Source organism: Hymenobacter edaphi, assembly GCF_003258365.1.
GTDB lineage: Bacteria > Bacteroidota > Bacteroidia > Cytophagales > Hymenobacteraceae > Solirubrum > Solirubrum edaphi.
In genome coordinates this window covers 586,240-607,589 of sequence record NZ_QHKM01000001.1, presented here as the reverse complement: position 1 = coordinate 607,589, position 21,350 = coordinate 586,240, and the positions used below count along the sequence as shown (strand labels likewise).

At 63.3% G+C, this 21,350-nt stretch carries 22 protein-coding genes; 18 read left to right on the top strand and 4 right to left on the bottom strand.

Features of this window, described 5'->3' with window-relative positions:
- Positions 1-103: 103 nt before the first annotated feature.
- The 11 genes from DLM85_RS02370 (at position 104) to DLM85_RS02320 (ending at position 9,604) form a co-directional block, all read left to right on the top strand.
- The gene (locus DLM85_RS02370; RefSeq protein WP_111476456.1) at positions 104-1,552 is read left to right on the top strand and encodes a leucyl aminopeptidase family protein; all 1,449 of its coding nucleotides are present in this window, start codon (positions 104-106) and stop codon (positions 1,550-1,552) included.
- Positions 1,553-1,752: 200 nt separating this feature from the next.
- Positions 1,753-2,772: a 4-hydroxythreonine-4-phosphate dehydrogenase PdxA gene (pdxA, locus tag DLM85_RS02365; RefSeq protein WP_111476455.1), complete on the top strand. Its 1,020-nt coding sequence runs from the start codon at positions 1,753-1,755 to the stop codon at positions 2,770-2,772.
- 222 nt (positions 2,773-2,994) lie between these two features.
- Positions 2,995-3,363, top strand: a complete 369-nt coding sequence (locus DLM85_RS02360; RefSeq protein ID WP_111476454.1) for a helix-turn-helix domain-containing protein — start codon at positions 2,995-2,997, stop codon at positions 3,361-3,363.
- Positions 3,364-3,441: 78 nt separating this feature from the next.
- Complete coding sequence (locus DLM85_RS02355; protein ID WP_111476453.1) at positions 3,442-3,981, top strand: YceD family protein; 540 nt, start codon at positions 3,442-3,444, stop codon at positions 3,979-3,981.
- Positions 3,982-4,029: 48 nt separating this feature from the next.
- The gene (rpmF, locus tag DLM85_RS02350; protein ID WP_111476452.1) at positions 4,030-4,251 is read left to right on the top strand and encodes a 50S ribosomal protein L32; all 222 of its coding nucleotides are present in this window, start codon (positions 4,030-4,032) and stop codon (positions 4,249-4,251) included.
- An 84-nt stretch (positions 4,252-4,335) separates the two neighbouring features.
- Complete coding sequence (gene plsX / locus DLM85_RS02345; RefSeq protein ID WP_111476451.1) at positions 4,336-5,280, top strand: phosphate acyltransferase PlsX; 945 nt, start codon at positions 4,336-4,338, stop codon at positions 5,278-5,280.
- 113 nt (positions 5,281-5,393) lie between these two features.
- On the top strand, positions 5,394-6,407 hold the full coding sequence (locus DLM85_RS02340; RefSeq protein ID WP_111476450.1) for a beta-ketoacyl-ACP synthase III: 1,014 nt from the start codon (positions 5,394-5,396) through the stop codon (positions 6,405-6,407).
- 180 nt (positions 6,408-6,587) lie between these two features.
- A complete protein-coding gene (efp, locus tag DLM85_RS02335; protein ID WP_111476449.1) occupies positions 6,588-7,151 on the top strand; it encodes an elongation factor P in 564 nt (187 codons plus the stop codon).
- A 28-nt stretch (positions 7,152-7,179) separates the two neighbouring features.
- A complete protein-coding gene (gene accB, locus DLM85_RS02330) occupies positions 7,180-7,671 on the top strand; it encodes an acetyl-CoA carboxylase biotin carboxyl carrier protein (protein WP_111476448.1) in 492 nt (163 codons plus the stop codon).
- 114 nt (positions 7,672-7,785) lie between these two features.
- The gene (accC, locus tag DLM85_RS02325) at positions 7,786-9,129 is read left to right on the top strand and encodes an acetyl-CoA carboxylase biotin carboxylase subunit (protein WP_111476447.1); all 1,344 of its coding nucleotides are present in this window, start codon (positions 7,786-7,788) and stop codon (positions 9,127-9,129) included.
- A 73-nt stretch (positions 9,130-9,202) separates the two neighbouring features.
- Complete coding sequence (locus DLM85_RS02320) at positions 9,203-9,604, top strand: hypothetical protein (RefSeq protein ID WP_111476446.1); 402 nt, start codon at positions 9,203-9,205, stop codon at positions 9,602-9,604.
- A 61-nt stretch (positions 9,605-9,665) separates the two neighbouring features.
- Here the strand turns inward: DLM85_RS02320 and DLM85_RS02315 are convergent, their stop codons facing one another.
- Positions 9,666-10,859: a TPR end-of-group domain-containing protein gene (locus tag DLM85_RS02315; RefSeq protein ID WP_111476445.1), complete on the bottom strand. Its 1,194-nt coding sequence runs from the start codon at positions 10,857-10,859 to the stop codon at positions 9,666-9,668.
- 177 nt (positions 10,860-11,036) lie between these two features.
- Here DLM85_RS02315 and DLM85_RS02310 point away from each other — a divergent pair, with 177 nt between their 5' ends.
- Both DLM85_RS02310 and DLM85_RS02305 read left to right on the top strand, forming a co-directional pair.
- Positions 11,037-11,720 carry a hypothetical protein gene (locus tag DLM85_RS02310; protein ID WP_111476444.1) on the top strand — a complete coding sequence of 228 codons (684 nt, stop codon included), beginning with the start codon at positions 11,037-11,039 and terminating at the stop codon, positions 11,718-11,720.
- 100 nt (positions 11,721-11,820) lie between these two features.
- Positions 11,821-12,522, top strand: coding sequence for a hypothetical protein (locus DLM85_RS02305; RefSeq protein WP_111476443.1), 702 nt, complete (start codon positions 11,821-11,823; stop codon positions 12,520-12,522).
- Here DLM85_RS02305 and DLM85_RS02300 read toward each other — a convergent pair.
- Positions 12,519-13,097, bottom strand: coding sequence for a DUF3109 family protein (locus DLM85_RS02300; RefSeq protein ID WP_111476442.1), 579 nt, complete (start codon positions 13,095-13,097; stop codon positions 12,519-12,521). The genes DLM85_RS02305 and DLM85_RS02300 overlap by 4 nt on opposite strands.
- Before the next feature lie 595 nt (positions 13,098-13,692).
- On the opposite strand from DLM85_RS02300, the gene DLM85_RS02295 reads away from it, so the two are divergent.
- The 5 genes from DLM85_RS02295 to DLM85_RS02275 all read left to right on the top strand — a co-directional run bounded on the left by DLM85_RS02295 (position 13,693) and on the right by DLM85_RS02275 (position 19,699).
- Positions 13,693-15,933: an ATP-dependent helicase gene (locus DLM85_RS02295; RefSeq protein ID WP_111477477.1), complete on the top strand. Its 2,241-nt coding sequence runs from the start codon at positions 13,693-13,695 to the stop codon at positions 15,931-15,933.
- A gap of 99 nt (positions 15,934-16,032) precedes the next feature.
- Positions 16,033-16,437, top strand: coding sequence for an endonuclease domain-containing protein (locus tag DLM85_RS02290; RefSeq protein WP_111476441.1), 405 nt, complete (start codon positions 16,033-16,035; stop codon positions 16,435-16,437).
- A 191-nt stretch (positions 16,438-16,628) separates the two neighbouring features.
- Positions 16,629-17,351 (top strand): DUF4290 domain-containing protein, encoded by a 723-nt coding sequence (locus DLM85_RS02285; RefSeq protein WP_165821978.1) that lies wholly within the window; start codon positions 16,629-16,631, stop codon positions 17,349-17,351.
- A 21-nt stretch (positions 17,352-17,372) separates the two neighbouring features.
- Positions 17,373-18,683: a UDP-N-acetylglucosamine 1-carboxyvinyltransferase gene (gene murA / locus DLM85_RS02280; protein ID WP_111476439.1), complete on the top strand. Its 1,311-nt coding sequence runs from the start codon at positions 17,373-17,375 to the stop codon at positions 18,681-18,683.
- A gap of 134 nt (positions 18,684-18,817) precedes the next feature.
- A complete protein-coding gene (locus DLM85_RS02275; RefSeq protein ID WP_111476438.1) occupies positions 18,818-19,699 on the top strand; it encodes a DUF4349 domain-containing protein in 882 nt (293 codons plus the stop codon).
- A 74-nt stretch (positions 19,700-19,773) separates the two neighbouring features.
- Here DLM85_RS02275 and DLM85_RS02270 read toward each other — a convergent pair whose 3' ends face one another.
- Together DLM85_RS02270 and speB are read right to left on the bottom strand one after the other, a co-directional pair.
- A complete protein-coding gene (locus DLM85_RS02270) occupies positions 19,774-20,109 on the bottom strand; it encodes a phage holin family protein (RefSeq protein WP_111476437.1) in 336 nt (111 codons plus the stop codon).
- A gap of 96 nt (positions 20,110-20,205) precedes the next feature.
- Positions 20,206-21,303 (bottom strand): agmatinase, encoded by a 1,098-nt coding sequence (gene speB / locus DLM85_RS02265; protein ID WP_111476436.1) that lies wholly within the window; start codon positions 21,301-21,303, stop codon positions 20,206-20,208.
- Positions 21,304-21,350 lie beyond the last annotated feature (47 nt).

Sequence of the window (21,350 nt, the reverse complement as noted above, 5' to 3'; positions counted from 1 at the left end):
GGGCCGCAAAAGTACGAAAGCCCGGCCGGGCGCCGCCACAGCCAGGTTACGCGGCGGTTACGCATAACCCGATAACTTGCGCGCCGAAGCTATACCTGCGCTAATGTCCCTCCAACTCGCCACTGCCGCCGCGCTGCCCGCCGGCCCCGCCGATACCGTCGTGATTCTGCCCGCTGGCAGCACCACCCTGCCCGCCGATGCCCCGTCCCTGCCCGAGGCCGCCCGCCACTACGCCGAAAGCCAACTGGCCGCCGAGCAGAAGCTGTTCGCTGTAAACCTGTACTCGCACCGGTTGTACGTGGTGGTGGCCGAAGAAAAGAAAACCGCCGACCTCAGCGCCGAGCAGCTGCGCCGCAGGGGCCACGAGCTGCACGCCAAGCTGAAAACCGCCAAGGTTAAGGAGCTGCACATCGTCGACCTGACCGCCGAGAAGAAGGCCGCCCTGCCCCTGGCCGAGGGCCTGTACCTGACGGCCTACCAGTTCGAGGGCTACAAAACCGACGCGAAAAGCAAGCAGCCGGCCGACCTGCAGCGCGCGGTGCTGGTGGGCGCCGCCGAAGCCGAGGTAACGGCCCTGGCCCACCTGCTCAGCGGCGTGGAGCTGGCCCGCGACCTGGTGAACCTGCCCGCCAACAAGCTCACCGCCACCAACTTTGCCGAGCAGATGGCCGCCGCGGGCGAGCAGGCCGGCTTCCACGTCGAAATCCTCGACCAGGCCCGCATCGAAGCCCTGCGCATGGGGGGGCTGCTGGCCGTGAATCTGGGCAGCCCCGAGCCGCCCACCTTCACCATTATGGAGTGGAAACCCGCCGGTGCCACCAACGACAAGCCCTACGTGCTGGTGGGCAAGGGCGTGGTGTTCGACACCGGCGGCCTGAGCCTGAAACCCACGCCCGGCAGCATGGACTTCATGAAATGCGACATGGCCGGCGCCGCCGCCATGGTGGGCACGCTCTACGCCCTGGCCAAAAACAACGTCCCGCTGCACGTCATCGGCCTGGTGCCCGCCACCGACAACCGCCCCGGCGGCAACGCCTTCGCCCCCGGCGACGTGCTGACCATGCACTCGGGCCTCACGGTGGAGGTACTCAACACCGACGCCGAAGGCCGCCTGATCCTGGCCGATGCGCTGCACTTCGCCAAGAAGTACCAGCCCGAACTGGTTATCGACGCGGCCACGCTCACCGGCTCGGCCGCCCGCGCCATCGGCAAGGAGGGCATCGTGGCCATGGGCACCTGCGGCGACGAAACCATGCAGGAGCTGGCCGCCGCCGGCCGCCGCGTGCACGAGCGGATCGTGGAGTTTCCGCTCTGGGACGAGTACGCCGAGCACATCAAGAGCGACATTGCCGACATCAACAACCTGGGCAAAGCCGAAGCCGGCGCCATTTCGGCCGGCAAGTTCCTGGAGCGCTTCATCGAAGGCACGCCCTGGATTCACCTCGACATTGCCGCCCCCGCCTACCTCGCCGCCCCCGACTCTTACCGCGGCAAAAACGGCACCGGCACGGCCGTGCGCTTGATTTACGATTTCCTAACCAACCGCGCGTAGCCTGGTTGTCTAAGAACGTCATGCCGAGCGCGGCCGAGGCATCTCGCGTGCGGATGCCAGATAGCAACCCGTTCGTTGAACGAGGAAATTGCTTTCAGACGAAACACGCGAGATGTCTCGACAAGCTCGACATGACGTTCTGTTTAGTCAGCTGCTTCGACTCAGCTGCTTCTCTCCTCCCTTAGCACCAATCCCACAGAATGCTTCCCCGCATTGGCATCAGCACCGGCGACCTGGCCGGCATCGGCCCCGAAATCATCTACCGCACCCTGCAGGATCCGCGCGTGCTGCGCTTCTGCACCCCGGTGGTCTACGGCACCGCTGCCACCCTCTTCGACGACTTTCCGCACGACAAGCACCACCCGCCGCTGAGCTTCCGCCAGGTGCGCGAGGCGGCCGATATTACGGCCGGAAAAGTCAACGCCGTGACCTGCTGGGACGAGGATTTCGGGCTCACGCCCGGCCAGCCCACCGAGGCTTCGGGCCGCGCCGCCCGCTTGTCCCTGATTGCCGCCGCCGAGGACCTCAAGGCCGGCCTGATCGACGCGCTGGTGACGGCGCCCATCAGCAAGGAAAACACCCAGGGCGAAGGGTTCAACTTCCCCGGCCACACCGAGTTCTTGGCCCACCACTTCAGCCCCAACAACGACAGCCTGATGTTTCTGGTGGCCGACGATTTGCGCGTGGCCACCGCCACCGGCCACATTGCCCTGAAGGACGTGCCCGCCCGCCTCACCTCCGAGGTGCTCAGCGGCAAGCTGCGCATGCTGCTGCAGTCCCTGCGCCAGGATTTCGGCATCGACAAGCCCCGGGTGGCCGTGCTGGGCCTGAACCCGCACGCCGGCGAAAAGGGCCTGATCGGCAAGGAAGAACAGGATCTGCTGATGCCCGTCATCCAGCAGTTCCTCAACGACGGCCACCTCGTCTACGGCCCCTATCCCGCCGACGGCTTCTTCGGCACCCGGCAGTACGGGCAGTTCGACGCCACCCTGGCCCTGTACCACGACCAGGGCCTCATCCCCTTCAAAACCATTGCCTTCGAGCGGGGCGTCAACTTCACCGCCGGCCTGCCCGTCATCCGCACCTCCCCCGACCACGGCACTGCCTACGGCCTGGCCGGCAAGTTCGACGCCGACCCGACCTCCTTCCGCGAAGCTCTGTACCTGGCCTGCGACCTGGTGCGCAACCGCAAAGCGGAGAAAGAAGCCACAGCTCGGTAGCTCAGTGCAACTCCCTTCTAATAAGTATATACCGTTGCAAGCCAACCAGTTATAACCAACCTACGACCGGGGAATAAGGCACGTTTTCTTCCCACGGAAGAAACATTCTTTCCAAAAACGAAACTTTGTTTTTGATTTAGCAATTTCTACTGCACCTTTGCAGTCGGAAAGGCTGATTGGCACCGTCTGATTCCGCCATTTCACCTTCGCTTCACTCTTCGTATGACGCTCCACAACCCTTCGGAATATAAAACCGCCCTGCGCCGCCTCGACGCACTGGTGGCCGCCGGTTTCGAGGGCAACGTGGCGCTGGAAGCCGAGTTTCGGGAGCTGGTCGTGGCCATCGACGCCTACGAAGACCAGCTCGGGCTGATGCCCATCCCGTCGCTACCGGAGTCCCTGGCCGACATGATTGAATTGAAGCGGCAGCAGATGCGCCTCAAGCAAAAAGAGCTGGCGCAGCTGCTGGAAGTGCCGGCCGGGGCCCTGTCCCAGATCCTGAGTGGCAAGCGCCGCGTAACCCTGGATCTGGCCAAAAAGCTCTACGAGAGGCTGGGCATCAGCCCGGAATTCATCCTTAAAAAGGCGTAATCCGGCGCTCAAACTTCCCTTACCCCTAATTAGAGCGGCGAAATATTGCTATTTTTGCCGCCCGCCTGAACCGACTCTGTGAAAAAGGACCATAAATACGACGTGCCGCTGGCCGCGCTAACCGAGAAAAAGCACGAATACGTGTTCGACCTCGACAAGGCGTTCTTCGAGCAGTTCGACCAGACCCTGATTCCGGACGGCCAGCTGCGCGCCGATGTGATGGTCGACAAAACCGCCCAGCGCATCGTCATCCATACGCACATCGTAGGCACCGTGCAGCTGATTTGCGACCGGAGCCTCGACGAGTTCGACCAGCCCATCGACGTGGAAAACCAGCTGCTGCTGCGCTTCGGCGACCAGGAGCTGGAGCTCGACGACGACGTGCTGCAGGTGACGCCCGACACGCAGACCCTGCCCATGGCCCAGCACCTGTTTGATTACATCGGCCTGGCCTTGCCCATGAAGAAGCTGCACCCGCGCTTCCAGGACGAGGAAGACGACAACCCCGACGCCGAAGCCAAGCTCATCTACTCCACTGGTACGTCTTCCGACGACCCCGACGACGATGACGAGGACCTCGGCGACCCGCGCTGGAATGCGCTGCGGAACCTGAATTAAGGCCGCGCCCCCACTCCCGTTTTCTCATTTTTTTCTTCACTTTCACTCATGGCACACCCCAAACGACGCATTTCCGCCGTCCGCCGCGACAAGCGTCGCACCCACTACAAGCTCGACCCGAAGCCGGTTTCCGTTTGCCAGACCACTGGCGAGCTGCACCTGCGCCACCGCGCTTACGTGGTAGATGGTGACCTGTACCTCAACGGTAAAGTAGCTATTGCCGGCTACGCTCCGGTAGCTTCGGCCGCCCCCAGCACCGACGAGGAATAGCCCCGACCCGCTCCTAGCCCAGCCGGCGGCCCTCACCCGGCCGCCGGTTTTACATTACCGCCGACTGTTCTTCATCCCGCTTTCATGAAAATAGCCCTCGACGCCATGGGCGGCGACTTCGCCCCCAAAGCTGCCGTGGACGGAGCCGTGCTGGCCGCCGAACAACTCGATGGCCAGGCCACTATCGTGGTCATCGGCCAGGAAGAAGCCGTGCGCCCCCTGCTCGACGCGCACGGCGAGCGTGCCCGCAATATTGAGTTCGTGCCCGCCACGCAGGTTATTGCCATGGGGGAACACCCCACCAAGGCCCTGCAGCAAAAGCCCGATTCCAGTATTGCCGTGGGCTACAAGCTGCTGCACGGCAGCGACGTGGAGGCCTTTTGCTCGGCCGGCAGTACCGGCGCCATGCTGGTCGGCGCCATCTTCAGCGTGAAGCCCGTGCCCGGCGTGATGCGCCCGGCCATTGCCAACCTCGTGCCCAAGCTGAAAGGCGAGTACGGCGTGATGGTGGACGCCGGCGCCAACGCCGAGTGCAAGCCCGAGATGCTGGAGCAGTTTGCCGAGCTTGGTTCGCTCTACGCGCAGTACGTGCTGGGCATTGATCGGCCGAAAGTAGGCCTGATGAACCTTGGGGAGGAAGAAGGCAAGGGCACCGCCCTGCTGCAAGCCGCCTACAACCTGCTGAAAGTGAACCCGCACATTCACTTTATCGGCAACATCGAGGGCCGCGACATGTTCAACGAGAAGGCCGACGTGATTGTGTGCGACGGCTACACCGGGAACGTGATTTTGAAGCTCTCGGAGTCGTTTTACGACATCATGCACGAGAAGGGCATCCATAAGGACCCGTTCTTCCACAAGTTCGACTACGAAGGCGTGGGCGGCTCCCCCATTCTGGGCATCAACGACAACGTCATCATCGGCCACGGCGTGAGCGGGCCGAAAGCTATCTGCAGCATGCTGATGCAGGGCTTCCAGATGGCCAAGTCGGGCATTGCCGACCAGATCAAGGACACCTTCAAGTCTTAGCGCGGACGCACATCCGCCACCCGGTCCGGCCACCTCGGCCGGACTTTTTACTACCTTGGCGGCCGTTTTAGGCGGCGCCTTCTCATCAGCCGCACCTTTCTTTTCTCTTGCCCATGAAGCTGACCGCTGCCATTACCGGCGTAGGCGCCTACGTACCCGAGTACGTGCTGACCAACCAGGAACTCGAAAAGCTGGTCGATACCAACGACGAGTGGATTCAGACCCGGACCGGCATCAAGGAGCGCCGCATCCTGAAAGGTGAAAATCAGGGTACCTCGGTCATGGCCATCAAGGCCGTGCAGCAGCTACTGGACAAAACCGGCACCCGGCCCGAGGAAGTGGAGCTGCTGATCTGCGCCACCACCACGCCGGACATGGTATTCCCGGCCACGGCCAACATCATCTGCGAAGGCGTGGGCATCAAGAATGCCTTCGGCTACGACATTTCGGCCGCCTGCTCGGGCTTCCTGTTTGCCCTGGCCACCGGGGCCTCGTTCGTCCGGGCGGGTCTGTACAAGAAAGTCATCATCGTCGGGGCCGATAAGATGTCGGCCATTACCGACTACACCGACCGTAGCACCTGCATCCTGTTCGGCGACGGGGCCGGCGCGGTGCTGCTGGAACCCACCACCGACGGCTACGGCATCCTCGACCAGGAGCTGCGCTCCGACGGCATTGGCGAAAACTACCTGTACCAGAAAGCCGGCGGCTCGCGTCGTCCGCCGTCCATCGAGACGGTGACCAACCGGGAGCATTTCGTGTACCAGGAAGGCGCGACGGTTTACAAGTTTGCCGTGAAGGGCATGGCCGACGTGGCCGGCACCGTGGCCGAGCGCAACGGCCTCACCGCCGACACCATCGACTGGCTGGTGCCGCACCAGGCTAACAAGCGCATCATCGACGCTACCGCTTCGCGCGTGGGCATCGGCGCCGACAAGGTGATGCTGAACATCTACAAGTACGGCAACACCACCAACGCCACCATTCCGCTCTGCCTGTCGGACTACGAAAGCCAACTGCGCCGCGGCAACAACCTGATTGTGGCGGCTTTCGGCGGCGGCTTTACCTGGGGCGCGCTCTACGTGAAGTGGGCCTACGACCCGAAGCCTGGTCCGCAAACCGCCTAATTTCAGGCGGCCGGCGCGGAACCCCTATACTTGCACCTCCCGACGTGCCGCCCCGCCCACCCGGACGGGTCGGCACGTTTTTGTTTCTCCCCCAATCGTTTTCCTCCCCTTGGCGCAGCAGTTAAGCGGTTTTCCGGAATTGGCCCCGCTGCAACGTCATCCTTAACTCTTCTTACCATCATGGCAACCACCGCGGATTTTCGCAATGGCCTCGTGTTGAACTACAACGGGGACCTGCACGTCATCACGGAGTTTCAGCACGTGAAGCCCGGCAAAGGCCCTGCTTTCGTGCGCACCAAAATGCGCAACATCAAGACCGGCAAGGTGATTGACAACACCTTCAACGCCGGCGTGAAAGTGGAAACGGCCCGCGTGGAGCAGCGCCCGCACCAGTACCTGTACAAGGACGACTACGGCTACACCTTCATGGATACCGACAGCTTCGAGCAGATTACGCTGCCCGAAGCCATGGTGCCCTTCGCCGACCTGATGAAGGAAGGCCAAGCCGTAACCATCCTGATGCACGCCGAAACCGAGCAGCCGCTGACCGCCGAGCTGCCCTCCTTCGTGGAGCTGGTGGTGACCTACACCGAGCCCGGCCTGCGCGGCGACACGGCTACCAACACCCTGAAGCCGGCCATCATGGAAACGGGTGCCCGCATCCAGGTGCCTTTGTTCATTGACCAGGACCAGAAAATCAAGGTCGACACCCGCGACTACTCCTATGTCGAAAGAGTCAAATAAGGACCAAGCGAAGCCCTCCCCCGCTGCCATGAAAGCCAAAGAACTGCAAGACCTCATCGACTTCATCGCGAAGTCGGGCCTGAACAAGGTCAACATCGAGACGGAAGAATTCAAGATTTCGGTGCAGCGCGAGCCGAATACCAAGTACGTGGCCGCTGCAGCCCCCGTACAGGCGGCCCCGGCTCCCGTAGCTGCTCCGGCTCCGCAGGCCGCGCCCGCCGCGGCTTCGGCCGCACCGACGGCGGCTCCGGCTGCCGCTGAGGCGCCGGCTGCCAGCAACACGGTAGCGCTGAAAGCCCCGATGATTGGCACCTTCTACCGCTCGAGCAGCCCCGAAAGCCCCTCCTTCGTGAACGTAGGCGACGTGGTGGAAGCCGGCCAGGTGATTTGCATCATCGAGGCCATGAAGCTGTTCAATGAAATCGAAGCCGAGCAGCGCGGCCGCATCGTGAAGGCCATGGTCGACAACGCCTCCCCCGTGGAGTACGACCAGCCGCTGTTCCTGATCGAACCCATGTAATTAATAATTGAGAATTAATAAATAAGAATTGGCTCTGTTCAGCTCCTTTGGAAACGAGCAGGGCCTTTTCCTTACTTATTAATTCTTCATTCTTAATTATTAATTCCCACAACCGTGTTCAAGAAAATACTCATTGCCAACCGCGGGGAAATTGCGCTGCGCGTGATTCGCACCTGCCGCGAGATGGGCATCAAGACGGTGGCCGTGTACTCCACCGCCGATAAGGAAAGCCTGCACGTGCGCTTCGCCGACGAGGCCGTGTGCATCGGGCCGCCCGCCTCGCGCGACTCGTACCTGAACATTCCGAACCTGATTGCCGCCGCCGAAATCACCAACGCCGACGCCATTCACCCCGGCTACGGCTTCCTGTCGGAAAACGCGGAATTCTCGCGCATCTGCCGCGAAAACGGCATCAAGTTCATCGGGGCCTCGCCCGAGATGATCAACAGCATGGGCGACAAGGCTTCGGCCAAGGACACCATGAAGAAGGCCGGCGTGCCCACCATTCCGGGCTCCGACGGCCTGCTCGACTCCATCGAGCAGGGCAAGAAGGTGGCGGCCAAGATCAAGTACCCCGTCATCCTGAAGGCTACGGCCGGCGGCGGCGGGCGCGGCATGCGCATCATCAAGAGCGAGGACGAGTTTGAGAAGGCCTGGAACGACGCCCGCACCGAGGCCAAAGCCGCTTTCGGCAACGACGGCGTGTACCTGGAGAAGTTCGTGGAGGAACCCCGCCACATCGAAATCCAGATTGCCGGCGACCAGTTCGGCACCGTCTGCCACCTCTCGGAGCGGGACTGCTCGATTCAGCGCCGGCACCAGAAGCTGGTGGAGGAAGCTCCTTCGCCCTTCATGACCGACGAGCTGCGCGAGAAGATGGGCAAGGCCGCCGTGGCCGGCGCCAGCAGCATCGGCTACGAGGGCGTGGGCACCATCGAGTTCCTGGTCGATAAGAACCGGGACTTCTACTTCATGGAGATGAACACCCGCATTCAGGTGGAACACCCCGTGACGGAGGAAGTCATCAACTTTGACCTGATCAAGGAGCAGATCAAGATTGCGGCGGGCATTGCCATTTCGGGCAAAAACTACCTGCCCAAGCTGCACGCCATGGAGTGCCGCATCAACGCCGAGGACCCGCGCAAGGACTTCCGCCCGGCGCCCGGCAAAATCACGGTGCTCCACATTCCCGGCGGCCACGGCGTGCGCGTGGACACCCACGTGTACGCGGGCTACCAGATTCCGCCCAACTACGACTCCATGATTGCCAAGCTCATCACCGTGGCCCAGACCCGCGAGGAGTGCGTGGTGAAAATGAAGCGCGCCCTGGCCGAATTCGTGGTGGAAGGCGTCAAGACGACGATTCCCTTCCACCTGAAGCTGATGGACGACGAGGAGTTTAAAGCCGGCAACTTCACCACGAAGTTTCTGGAGTCGTTTGACTTCTCGACGCTGTAAGCGGCTTTCTTGCAAGCCTGGAAACGGCTCATCCTCGTTTGGATGAGCCGTTTTTGTTGCTACTTACTACCCGATGCTGCCGCGCAAACTACCGATTCTGGCCCGTTCGCTCCGCTGGTTGGTCTGCCCGGCGGCCCTGCTGATTCTTTACGCCAGCTGGCAGTATCGGCAGGAAGGTGCTTACTGGGAGGCGGGTTGCCAGCTTCTGATGCTGCTCCTGCTGCCGGTGGTGTTCAACCAGCTGAACCGCTTGCCTCAACGTGCAGCCTTTACTCCGAAGCACTTGTTGATTACCCGGTCTGAAGGAACCGATGAAGTACCGCTGCGAAGTATTCAATCGATTGTCAGCGTGTTCCTTTGGATAAATCAACGCGGCGTATTCCGGCTCCGCTACCTGAATGCGCAGCACGAACCTCAGACGGTGGTAGCTATGGGCGGGGCGGCGTTATCCGCGCTGGAAGGCTTCCGACGCTAGGCGCCGCCCGCAGCTCCAAAGGCTCCTCTCCTGCTGCCCGCCCGGCGACGCCCAGCCGGCCTTACTGCCGCTTGTACATCGTGCCGTTGAAGTACAGGCGGTCGGGGCGGGCGGCGGTGCCGCTGATATTGAAGGGAAAGATGATGCCGCGCGTCACCTGGCCCTGGCCGTCGGTGAGGGTGAGGAAGTAGCCGTTGAGCTGCCAGCGGCCGGCGCCCTGGCTCTGCGCGCCGGTGCCGATGGTGCTGGCATCGGAAGTGCTCTTGAACGAGGACACGCCTTCGCGGCTGAAGGTACCGTCGGGGCGCAGGGTGAGGGTGCGCGAGGTAATGGCCGAGCCCAGCCCGCTGCTCAATGACTCACCGCCCTCGTAGCTACCGATCAGCGCCTGGCTGCTGGCAAAGGGGCGCACGCCGGTGAAGTTGCCCATGTCCCAGGTAAACGAGGCAGCCTGGGGGTTTTCCACGGTGCTGGTGGAGGTCGAGCCGCCGGCCCATTTCACCGTCATGGTGCCGCCGCTGACCTGGTAGCTGCCCCGCTCGCCGCGGTGGGCCGCCAGCTCGGCCGCCGAAAAGCCCGGCGGATCGACGTACACCCGGCCGTCGGGCGCGAAGTACCAGGTGTGCTTTTCCAGCGCGCCGTTGCTTATCCAGTAGCGCGTCATAAAAAACAGCCCCACGGGCTTGTTGCCGCTGACTTTGGCGGCTACCGGCGGGGTGGTGGTGCCGGCCGCCGGGGCCGGGCGCGGCGCTGAGGCGGCGGCCGGGGCGGGTTTGGCAGCGGCCGGCGCAGCGTTGGGCCGGGCCCCCACCGGGCGGACGGTGGCGGCCGCGGCCGCCGGCGGCGCCGGGGTACCGCTGGCATTGCGGGCGGCGGCCTGCAGCACCGCGGCGAAGCGCGAGTCCGCGCGCACGGCGGCCAGGTCGGCATCGGTACGCAGCGAGCCGACGTCGGCGTAGCCCAGGGCCGTGGCCTGGTTCAGGGCGGCAAAAGCGGCGTTGGGCGCCCCGGCCAGCGCTTCGATGCAGGCCAGGTTGTAGCGGTGCACGGCTTCCCGGGGCTCGTAGCCGATGGCCTGCAGGCAGAGCGCGCGGGCCTGGGCGAAGTTGCGGTCCTTCACGGCCTGCAGCATTACCGGGTAGAGGGCTTCCACGGCCTGGTGCTGGGTTTGGGCGGTGGTCTGGGCCGGGGCTGTGCGGCCGGCACCGAGCAGCAGAGCCAGAACTAAAAGGCGGGGCAGTAGGCAGTTGGGCATGACGGGGCTGGTGGGAATGGCGGGCAGAGAGAATGTACGCCGTACCGGCCGGTTTTCGGCCCGAAATCGACCGACGCAGGTGCCGGCTCTACCAAGCTGCTCACACGGAATACCGGCGTTGTGCGTTTAGCAGCAAATCCGCCCGCTTTTATGCCGTATTCCTACCCAGCCCGCCTTATGTACTGCCTGCTGAGCCCGTTGCTGCTGCCCGCGCTGCCCGCCGCCGGCCAGCAGGCCCGCGCCCACGCGGGGCACTGGAGCGTAAGCAGCAGCCTGCTCGTCGGGCGCCTGCGCTACCCGGCCGCCCGGCAGCGCAGCGGCTCCGCCGAAAACGGCACCGATTACACGCTGAGCGGCCACCCGCCGCAGGTGGGCGCGGCCGTCGGCGCCAGCCTGGCCCTGCCCGTGCCCCCCGGCAACCGCAATACCTACCTGCTGCTGAGCTTGCGCGCGGCCTACAACCGCCGGCTGCTGGCCGTGCACGCCGCCCCGTACGCGCCCGGCGGAGCGCCGCCCCCCGCCTACGACGCGCGCTTCCGCTACCGCACCGTGGATGCGCAGGTGGGCCTGGGGGTGCGCCATTACCTGTCGCCGCGGCGCCGCCTGTTCTGGGAAATCGGCCCGATGCTGGCCCTCACCTGCCAGGATTACAGCCGCCTCGACAGCGAAGCCGCGGCCCACCGCTACCTGCCCGCGCCGGGCACCAACGTGCTGCTGCGCGGCGTCTTCGGCCTGCGCCCGGCCCGCCGCTGGCAGCTGGCGGCGGGCTACGCGCGGGGCCTGGTGCTGCGCCGCACGCAGGTAGCCACCGCCGAAGACTTTGCCGAGCTGACCGTGCATTACGCTTTATCGGCTCTCTAACCGCCGAACAGGGCTTGCGCGCTTGTAATCCAAACGGCGCAGGGGCATATTGTCGCCTCCCAGCCGGTATCCGGTTCCGGCAGCTTCGATTCAATCCTTTGTGAAAACACCCCTACTCTTTTTCGGCCTCGGGCTGTTCTGTACCGCTGCCCGGGCCCAGGAGCGTCCGCCGGCCGGTGAGGTGAGCCTGCACGCCGGTGTGACCCTGACCACCCTCGGCTACGCCAACCAGAGCGTGCGCAACGGAGGGCAGGGCAGCGGCACTGTGTATCGGCTGGCCAGCCCCACCGCGGAGCTGGGCCCGACCGTGGGCATTACCCTGGCCCTTCCGGTACCGCCCACCGGTGAGCGGACGTTTCTGCTGCTGCGGGGCAACCTGTCCTACCTACGCCGAAGCCTGGTGCTGCGCGCGTCCTCCTACGGCGCCTACGCCCGCCCCGACTCCCAAATCCGGGAGCAGTACCGCACGCTAAATGCGCGCCTGCTACTGGGAATCCGGCAGTACGTCCACAACTTTCTGGTGCTGGAAGTCGGCCCCAGCTTCGGGCTGGCCTTTCGCGACGACACCCGGGTGCGGGCTCACTACCTGGCGCGCCCGGACAGCTCCTTCAGCACCTACAGCCACGGTCCGGCGGTGGGCAACGTACTGCTCCACGCCGGCCTGGGCTACCGCCCGGCCCGCGCCCAGCGCCCCTGGACGGTGCTGCTCAGCTACGAGTACGGCCTGACCAAGACCACCAACCTGGGTCTGCGCGAAAGCTACGCCGAGCTCACGCTGCATTACCCGTTGCGCAAACGCTAACCAATAGCCGGCTTGGGGTGCTCGATTTCCTGGGTCAGCTCCTGGTACCAGGCCTCGCCGTACTTGCGAATCAGCGGCTCCCGCAGGAATTTGTACACCGGCACGCCCAGCTGGGCCCCGAAGGCGCAGGCCGGGTTGCAGATTTCCCACCGGTCGTAGTTCAGGGCCTCGAACTCGTCGTACTTGCTGATGCGGATGGGGTACAGGTGGCAGCTGATGGGCTTCTTGAAGGTGGTGGCCCCGGCCAGGTAGGCCTGCTCGATGCCGCACTTCAGGATGCCCCGCTCGTCGTAGAGGGCGTAGGCGCACTCCCGGTTGTCGATGGTGGTGGTCGAGTAGTCGCCTTCCCAGTCCTCCACGTAGAGTCCCTGCTCCTCGATGGCGTGGCGGCCGGCGTGGGTCAGGAAGGGCTTGATCTTGTCGTACTCCTCGGCCAGAATCTTAAGCTCCGCCTCTTCGAGCGGGGCGCCCAGGTCGCCCTCCACGCAGCAGGCGCCCTTGCAGCGCTCCAGGTTGCAGACGAAAAACTGGTCGCGGACGTCGTCGGAGACGATGGTATTCTGGATGACAATCATGGAAGGGTGCGGGAAACGAACAGCAAAGATACGGCGCGGACGGCGGTGAAGAACAGCACGGGGCCGGCCAGAAGTTCGGGCGTCAGGCAATGAAAAAGCCCGGTCACCCAGCGCCGTCGACTTTTCCCCAAGTGCAGCGCCGGTTTGCAGTGCCTCCGCCCCGTTCCAACTGCTTCTACGTCCGTCCGGGCTGCTTCTGAGACGGTGGCGCTTGCTTCTAAGATGGTTTGAGTTGCTTCTAAGACCGTTTCTGCCCTTTCTAAGAGCGTTGGTGGCGCTTCTAAATCCGTTTAGGCCCTTCTAAGAACGTTTCGGTTGCTTCTACGTCCGTTTCGGCCGCTTCTAAGACCGTTTCGGTCGGTTCTACGTCTGTTTCGGCTGCTTCTAAGACCGTTTCGGTCGGTTCTACGTTCGTGGAGTACCTTCTTTGTTGGTTTCGTAGTATCTACCTGATTGTAGAAGGGTACGCCGTATTCCAAGGCGCGGCAGATGGTCCGGCTAACCACATTAGCCGCCCGGCCGCTTCCCCCGCCGCCCCGTTCGTCTTACCTTTGTGGTTTAGCCGCCAAGCCGGCTACGAAGACGACGAATGGCACTGGACTATATCAACCTACTCAACGAGTCGCAGCGCGGCGCGGTGTTGCACACCGAAGGCCCGGCGATGATTATTGCGGGCGCGGGCTCGGGCAAGACGCGGGTACTCACCTACCGCATTGCGCACCTGCTGGAAAAGGGCGTGGACCCGTTCAACATCCTGGCCCTGACCTTTACCAACAAGGCCGCCCGCGAAATGCGCGCCCGTATCGAGAAGGTGGTCGGGCCCGAGGCCAAGAACCTGTGGATGGGCACCTTCCACAGCATCTTCGCCCGCATTCTGCGCTCGGAGGCCGACAAGCTCGGCTACCCGCGCCACTTCACCATCTACGATACCCAGGACACCAAGACGCTCATCACCCAGATTGTGAAGGAGCTGGACCTGGACGACAAGCTTTACAAGCCCAGCACGGTGCTGGGGCGCATTTCGGCGGCCAAGAACAAGCTGATTTCGGTGCAGCAGTACTTGCAGGACCCGGTCATCAAGCAGGACGACGAGGCGGCGCTGCGGCCCAAAATCGGCGTCATCTACCAGCAGTACCAGCAGCGCTGCTTCAAGGCCGGCGCCATGGACTTCGACGACCTGCTGTACCAGACCAACGTCTTGTTCAAGGACCACCCGGACGCGCTGAACAAGTACCAGAACATTTTCCACTACGTGATGGTGGACGAGTACCAGGACACCAACTACTCGCAGTACCTCATCAGCCGGAAGCTCTCGGCCAAAAACCGCAATATCTGTGTCGTAGGTGACGACGCGCAGAGCATCTACGCCTTCCGCGGCGCCGACATCCAGAACATTCTCAACTTCGAGAAGGACTATCCCGAGCTGGCCATCTTCAAGCTGGAGCAGAACTACCGCAGCACGAAGAACATCGTGAAGGCGGCTAACTCCGTCATTAAGAACAACCAGGCTCAGCTGCGCAAGAGCGTGTTTTCCGACAACGAGGAGGGCCCGCGCATCGAGGTCATCCGGGCCGCGTCGGACAACGAGGAGGGCAAGCTGGTGGCCAACGGCATCTACGAGGAGAAGATGAACCACCATCTTTCCTACGACCATTTCGCCATCCTCTACCGCACCAACGCCCAGAGCCGGGCCATGGAAGAGGCCCTGCGCAAGCTTAATATCAAGTACAAAATCGTCGGCGGCCTTTCGTTCTACCAGCGCAAGGAAATCAAGGACCTGGTGGCTTACCTGCGCCTGACCGTCAACCCCAACGACGAGCAGGCCCTGCGCCGCATCATCAACTACCCCAAGCGCGGCATCGGCGACACGACCATCAGCAAGCTGATCAACGCGGCCGAGGAGTCGAACCACACCTTGTGGGAAGTGGTGACCAATGCCGACCAGTTCCTGCCCGCCCGGGTGTCGAACCCGGTGGTGGACTTCGGCGAGAAAATCAAGAGCTACGCGGTGGTGGCCGGCAAGGACGACGCCTTCGAGGCGGCCAAGTTTATTGCCAAAAACTCGGGCATGATCGAGGATTTGTACGCCGACAAGAGCATCGAGGGCCTCTCGCGCTACGAGAACATCCAGGAGCTGCTGAACGGCATCAAGGAGTACGTCGACGACCCGGAGCGGGAGGATAAGTCGCTGGCGTCGTTCCTCCAGGACATTGCCCTGGTGACAGATACTGACCTGAAGGACGCCAAGGACGAGGGCGAATCCGTCACGCTGATGACGATTCACTCGGCGAAGGGCCTGGAATTTCGCAACGTGTACATCGTAGGCATGGAGGAAAACCTGTTCCCTTCGCAGATGATGATAACGTCGCGCTCGGACCTGGAAGAGGAGCGCCGCCTGTTTTACGTGGCCATTACCCGCGCCGAGAAAAAGCTCACGCTCAGCTACGCCACCTCGCGCTACCAGTGGGGCAACCTGCGCAGCTGCGAGAAAAGCCGCTTCATCGACGAAATTGACCCCACGTTCGTGGAGTTCAAGTACGGGCAGGAAGAAAGCCCCTTCGCCCCGGTGCTGGAACGCCGCTCGAACCTGGTCGGCGCCCAGAAAATCAAGCCCGCCGCGGCCCCGGTGAAGCCCTACGTGCCCTCCCCCGACTTCAAGCCCTCGGACACCACCAACCTAGCCGTGGGCAACAAGGTGGAGCACCCGAAATTTGGCTTCGGCACGGTGGCCAAGCTGGAAAAGCAGGACGGCTCGGTGAAGGCTACAATTCAGTTCGAGGGCGGCGTGGGCGAAAAAACCCTGCTGCTGAGCTTCGCCAAGCTGCGGATTGTGTGACCTCACCCCCCGGCCCCCTCTCCTTAGGGAGAGGGGGAGCGTTCTATGTTTCTGTTAGGTTTGACACTGAATACTGCTGGTTTCCTGCTACTTTCTGTTATGGAAGAGCAGAATCATTTTTTATCAACGCAGGAGCACGTTTTTACGACCGATGTAAATCGGTGGCGTATTCTAAAAGGACTTGCGCAGCAGCATCGGCACACCTCTACCAAGGCAGAAAACCACTTGTGGCAAGCTCTACGTGGTGGGCAGTTGGGCCTTCGGTTTCGCCGTCAGCACGCTATCGGCTCGTTCATTGTTGATTTCGTTTGCTTGACCGCTTGGCTGGTTGTGGAAGTAGATGGCGAAGTTCACAACGAACCCAACCAAGCGGAATACGACCAGAACCGCACCATCGAGTTGGAGAAACGCGGTTTTCAGGTTATCCGCTTCCCAAACAACGAAGTACTGACCCAAACCGAAACCGTCCTGCAACGTATCCGCGAACAGCTAAATAGTCGTTGAGCAAGCAATTCCGCGCCGCCGTGGCTCCCCCTCTCCCTAAGGAGAGGGGGCCGGGGGGTGAGGTCCGCCCAACTGCCGTATATTTAGCGCTTCAAACCGTCGAGCCATTACCTGCTCGGCACCCTCGGCTGGCCTTCCCTCCTGTCCGGATGCAAGAATCCGCGCCGCCGAATTCCTTTCCTGACCAAGCAATGATTGATACCCTCCCCCCGCAGCTCCAACTGCTGGTGCGCGAATACGGCCAGAACACTTACCAGCTGGCCCAGACGCTGCTCACGCTGGACGACCGCGCCGAGCGCACCAAGCGCGCCCACCAGATTGTGCAGCTTATGTTCCGCCTGAATCCCGGCGTGCGGGAGCAGCAGGACTACCAGCACAAGCTCTGGAACCACCTCTACGCCATGACCGGCAACCAGCTGGAGGTGGATGCTCCCTTCCCGCTCACCGGCCTCGAGCAGTTCAACAACAAGCCGGAGCGCCTCAGCTACCCCACCAAGGGCCCCAAGCTGCGCCCCTACGGCAAAAACGTGGAGGAGCTGGTAGCCAAAGCCGCGGCTCTCGACGACGCCACGGCCCGCGAGCAGGCCGCCATCAGCATCGGGCGGGTGATGAAGTTCCTGCACCGCATGCACAGCAAGGACATTCCCAAGGACGTGACCATCATCCGTCACCTGAAAGACCTGTCGGGCGGCAAATTGCAGCTCGACCAGGCCCAGGTGGATGCGGCCGGCGGCTTCGACACCATGACCGGCTCGGCCAGCCAGGGCGGCGGCAGCCGCGCCAGCCAGGGTGCTTTCGTGGTGCCGCAGCCCCGCCAGGAGCGCGAGCAGCGCCGCGGCGGGGGCAAGCAGGAGCGCCGCGACAAGCGCCGGGGCAAAAAAGGAGGCCGTGAACAGCAACAACCGCCGCAGTAGTAGCGCGGCACGCAACCTAGAATGGCAGCAGCTTTTGAAGTAATCGGCGGGAAACCGCTGCGCGGCAACATCGTGCCGCAAGGGGCCAAAAACGAGGCCCTGCAAATCCTCTGTGCCGTGCTCCTGACCGCGGAGCCCGTCACCATCTCCAACATTCCGGACATCCGCGACGTCAACAAGCTCATCGAGCTGCTCGGCAGCATGGGCGTGAAGGTGGAGCGCCTCTCGGCCGACACTTACCGCTTCCAGGCCGACGACGTCAACCTCGACTACCTCGACACGCCCGAGTTTGTGAAGCAGGCGCGCGAGCTGCGCGGCTCGGTGATGATTCTGGGCCCGATGCTGGCCCGCTTCGGCAAGTGCCAGCTGCCCAAGCCCGGCGGCGACAAAATCGGGCGCCGGCCGCTGGACACCCACTTCTGGGGCCTGCAGAAGCTGGGCGCCGACCTGAAAGTGGAAGGCCCGGAGTTCTACCGCATGTCGGCCCCCAACGGGCTGCGCGGCGCGTACATGCTGCTGGACGAAGCCTCGGTGACGGGCACGGCCAACATCGTGATGGGCGCCGTGCTGGCCGAAGGCACCACCACCATCTACAACGCGGCCTGCGAGCCGTACCTGCAGCAGCTCTGCAAGATGATGGTGCGCATGGGCGCCAACGTCCAGGGCATCGGCTCCAACCTGCTGGTCATCGAGGGCGTGAAAACCCTCGGCGGCACCGAGCACCGCATGCTGCCCGACATGATTGAAATCGGCTCTTTCATTGGCCTCGCGGCCATGACGGGTTCCGAAATTACCATCAAGGACTGCTCCATCCCCGAGCTGGGGTTGATTCCGGACACTTTCCGCAAGCTGGGCATCAAACTGGAATTCCGCGGCGACGACATCTTCGTGCCGGCCCAGGACCGCTACGAAATTGCCACCTACCTCGACGGCTCCATCCTGACCGTGTCGGACCACACCTGGCCCGGCTTCACGCCCGACCTGCTGAGCATCGTGCTGGTGGTGGCCACCCAGGCCAAGGGCACCGTGCTGGTCCACCAGAAGATGTTTGAGTCGCGCCTGTTCTTCGTCGACAAGCTCATCGACATGGGCGCGCAGATTACCCTCTGCGACCCGCACCGCGCCATCGTCATCGGCCTCGACAAGCACCACGCCCTGCGCGGCATCACCATGACCTCGCCCGACATCCGCGCCGGCGTGGCCCTGCTGATTGCCGCCCTCTCGGCCGAGGGCAAGAGCACGATTCTCAACATCGAGCAGATTGACCGCGGCTACCAGAACATCGAAGGCCGCCTGCAGGCCCTGGGTGCGCAAATCAAGCGCGTCGGCTAAGGCGCCGAAGACCGCTGCACAACCAAAGCCCCGCCCCCACCGGCGGGGCTTTTTGGTTGCCCCAAGCCCTGCCGCAAAAGGAAATTAGCCGCCCGTCGTTATCCGTCCACATTCATCTAAACCCATGTATTGCCATGCATAAACTACTTGGAATTCTGGTGGGGTTGGGGTTGTTGCTGGGCGCTTGCAGCAACGATAAGGAAGCGGCGCCCGCCGTAGCCGATCAGGCCGTGATGCTGGAGGCCCCGGCCGTGGAATACGCGGCGGTTGCCGGGGCCGCCGAAGCAGAGCAGGCCGATGCCCTGGCCGACGGCAACAGCGGCCCGGTCGCCGTGCCCGTCAGCCCCACGGCCCGGCAGCTGATCTACAAGGCCGACGTCGACATCAAAGTCCGCAACCTGCCCCGCGCGGCGGCTCGTGTCGACAGCATCGTGCGGCGTAGCGGCAGCTGGGTGGGCTCCGCCGCCCAAACCCGCTCCGACGACGCGTGGCGGCAGGAAATGACCATCCGCGTGCGGCCCGAGCGGTTTACCACTTTGCTCGCGGGCCTGTCCACCCTCGGTACCGTGGAGCGCAAGGCCCTGACCTCGGAGGACGTGACGGCCGAGCACGCCGACGTGGCGGCCCGCCTGCGCACCAAGCGCGCCCTGGAGCAGCGCTACATCGGGCTGCTGAGCCAGGCCAAAAAGGTGAGCGAGGTGCTGGAAATCGAGGCCAAAATCGGGCAGGTGCGCGAGGAAATCGAGTCGGCGGAAAGCCGCTTCAAGGCCCTCAGCGACCAGGTAGCCTACTCCACCATCACCCTGAAGCTCTACCAGCCCTTGGCCCTGCCCGCGCCCGACGCGCCGGTTATTTCCTTCGGCAGCCGCGTGGTCGAGGCCTTTTACGACGGCTGGCAGCTGGTCACCGGGCTGTGCATCGGGTTGGTGTCGCTCTGGCCGCTGCTGCTGGTCGGCGGCGTGCTGTTCTGGCTGATTCGGCGCTGGCGCCAGCGGCGCCTGGCCTTGCAGCCGTAGCCTATCGGCGGCGCACAAAAAAAGCCCGGCACCTCCACGGCGCCGGGCTTTTTGGTTTCGGTTCCGCCCGCGGCTTAGTCGACAATCATGTCGACCACCGACGTTACCAAGGTCAGCACGATGCTGAAGATGAGGGCGTAGAAAAAGCCGTCGACCTTGAAGCCGGGCAGCAGCCAGTCGGCCAGCAGCACGATGACGGCATTGATAACGAGCAGGAACAGGCCCAGCGTGAGCACGGTGATGGGAAAGCCCAGGATTTTCAGAATCGGCTTGACCACCGCGTTCAGGATGCCGAGCACCAGCACCAGCAGCAGCGCGTCGGTGAAGCCGCCGAGGTGGGCGCCGGGCAGCACCTTCGTCAGCACGTAGGCCAGGATGGCGCTGAGGATGAATTTCAGAATGAAGCCCATACAGGGAAGGGTTTGGAAGGAGGAGAAAAAAGAAGCCCGCCGGCTCAGCAGTGAACCGACGGGCAACTATACGCAAAAGTCTATGCTTGGCTGCGCTTAGGCTTCCGTGACCCCGTTGGCCGTGAGCCGGCCCTGCGACACGGCCATCCAGTTGGCCATCTGGTAGAGCAGGCGGGCGCCCACGTTGCCGTTCCAGTCGGTGTCGCCGGGGGCCACTTCGTTCAGGTCGCAGCCGATGATCTGGCGGCCCGAGCGCACCACGGCCCGGATCAGGTACAGCGCCTCCTCGAACTCCAGCCCGCCGGGCACCGGGGTGCCGGTGCCGGGGCACAGCTTGGGGTCCAGCCCGTCGATGTCGAAGCTCAAATACACCTTCTGGGGCAGCTGGGCAATGATTTTGCCGCACTGCTTTTTCCACGACTTCTTCTCGTACATGCCCTCGCGCAGAAAGCGGTGGTGGAACATCACCACGCGCCCGCCCGACTGAGCAATGACGTCGGCCTCCTGCTGGCACAGGTCGCGGATGCCCACCTGCACCAGCTTCTTCACCTGCGGCAGCTGCAGCGCGTTGTACATAATACTGGCGTGCGAGTACTGGAAACCCTCGTAGGCCACGCGCAGGTCGCAGTGCGCGTCGATCTGCAGAATGCCGAATTCCTCGTGGCGCGCGGCCAGCGCGTGCAGGTAGCCCAGCGGCGTGCTGTGGTCACCGCCGAGCACCACCACGGCCTTGCCCGCGTCGAGGTAGGCGCCGGTTTTGGCCTTGAGCCACTTCAGCAGCGCCTCGCCCCGCTCGGTGACTTTGCCCGTCACGTTGGCAAATTTCTTGGCCGATTCGGCGGGCTGGCCGTCTTCCAGCCAGCCGATGTAGCCTTCGGCCAGCTCGCGCAGCTCCCGGCTTTCGGCCTCCCACTTTTCGTCCACCGCCTCCATGGCCAGGCCCAGCTTCCAGGCGTCGGGCAGGTCCGGGTCGTAGAGGTCGACCTGAGCCGAAGCCTCGGCAATAGCCGCCGGGCCCTGGGCCGTGCCGGCGCGGTACGACACGGTCACTTCCCACGGCACGGGCACCACCACCACCTGGGCTTCCTCGGGGGTGAAGGGCAGGCCGAACAGGCCGCCGGACGTGTCACCGACGGCGTTGGGGTCGAAATTGGCTATTTTCTGCTGCAGCGCAAGTACAATCGGGTCGTGCATGAAGAAAGGGAGAATGAAGTCGGAGGAGAAACGAACTGAAAAGCGGT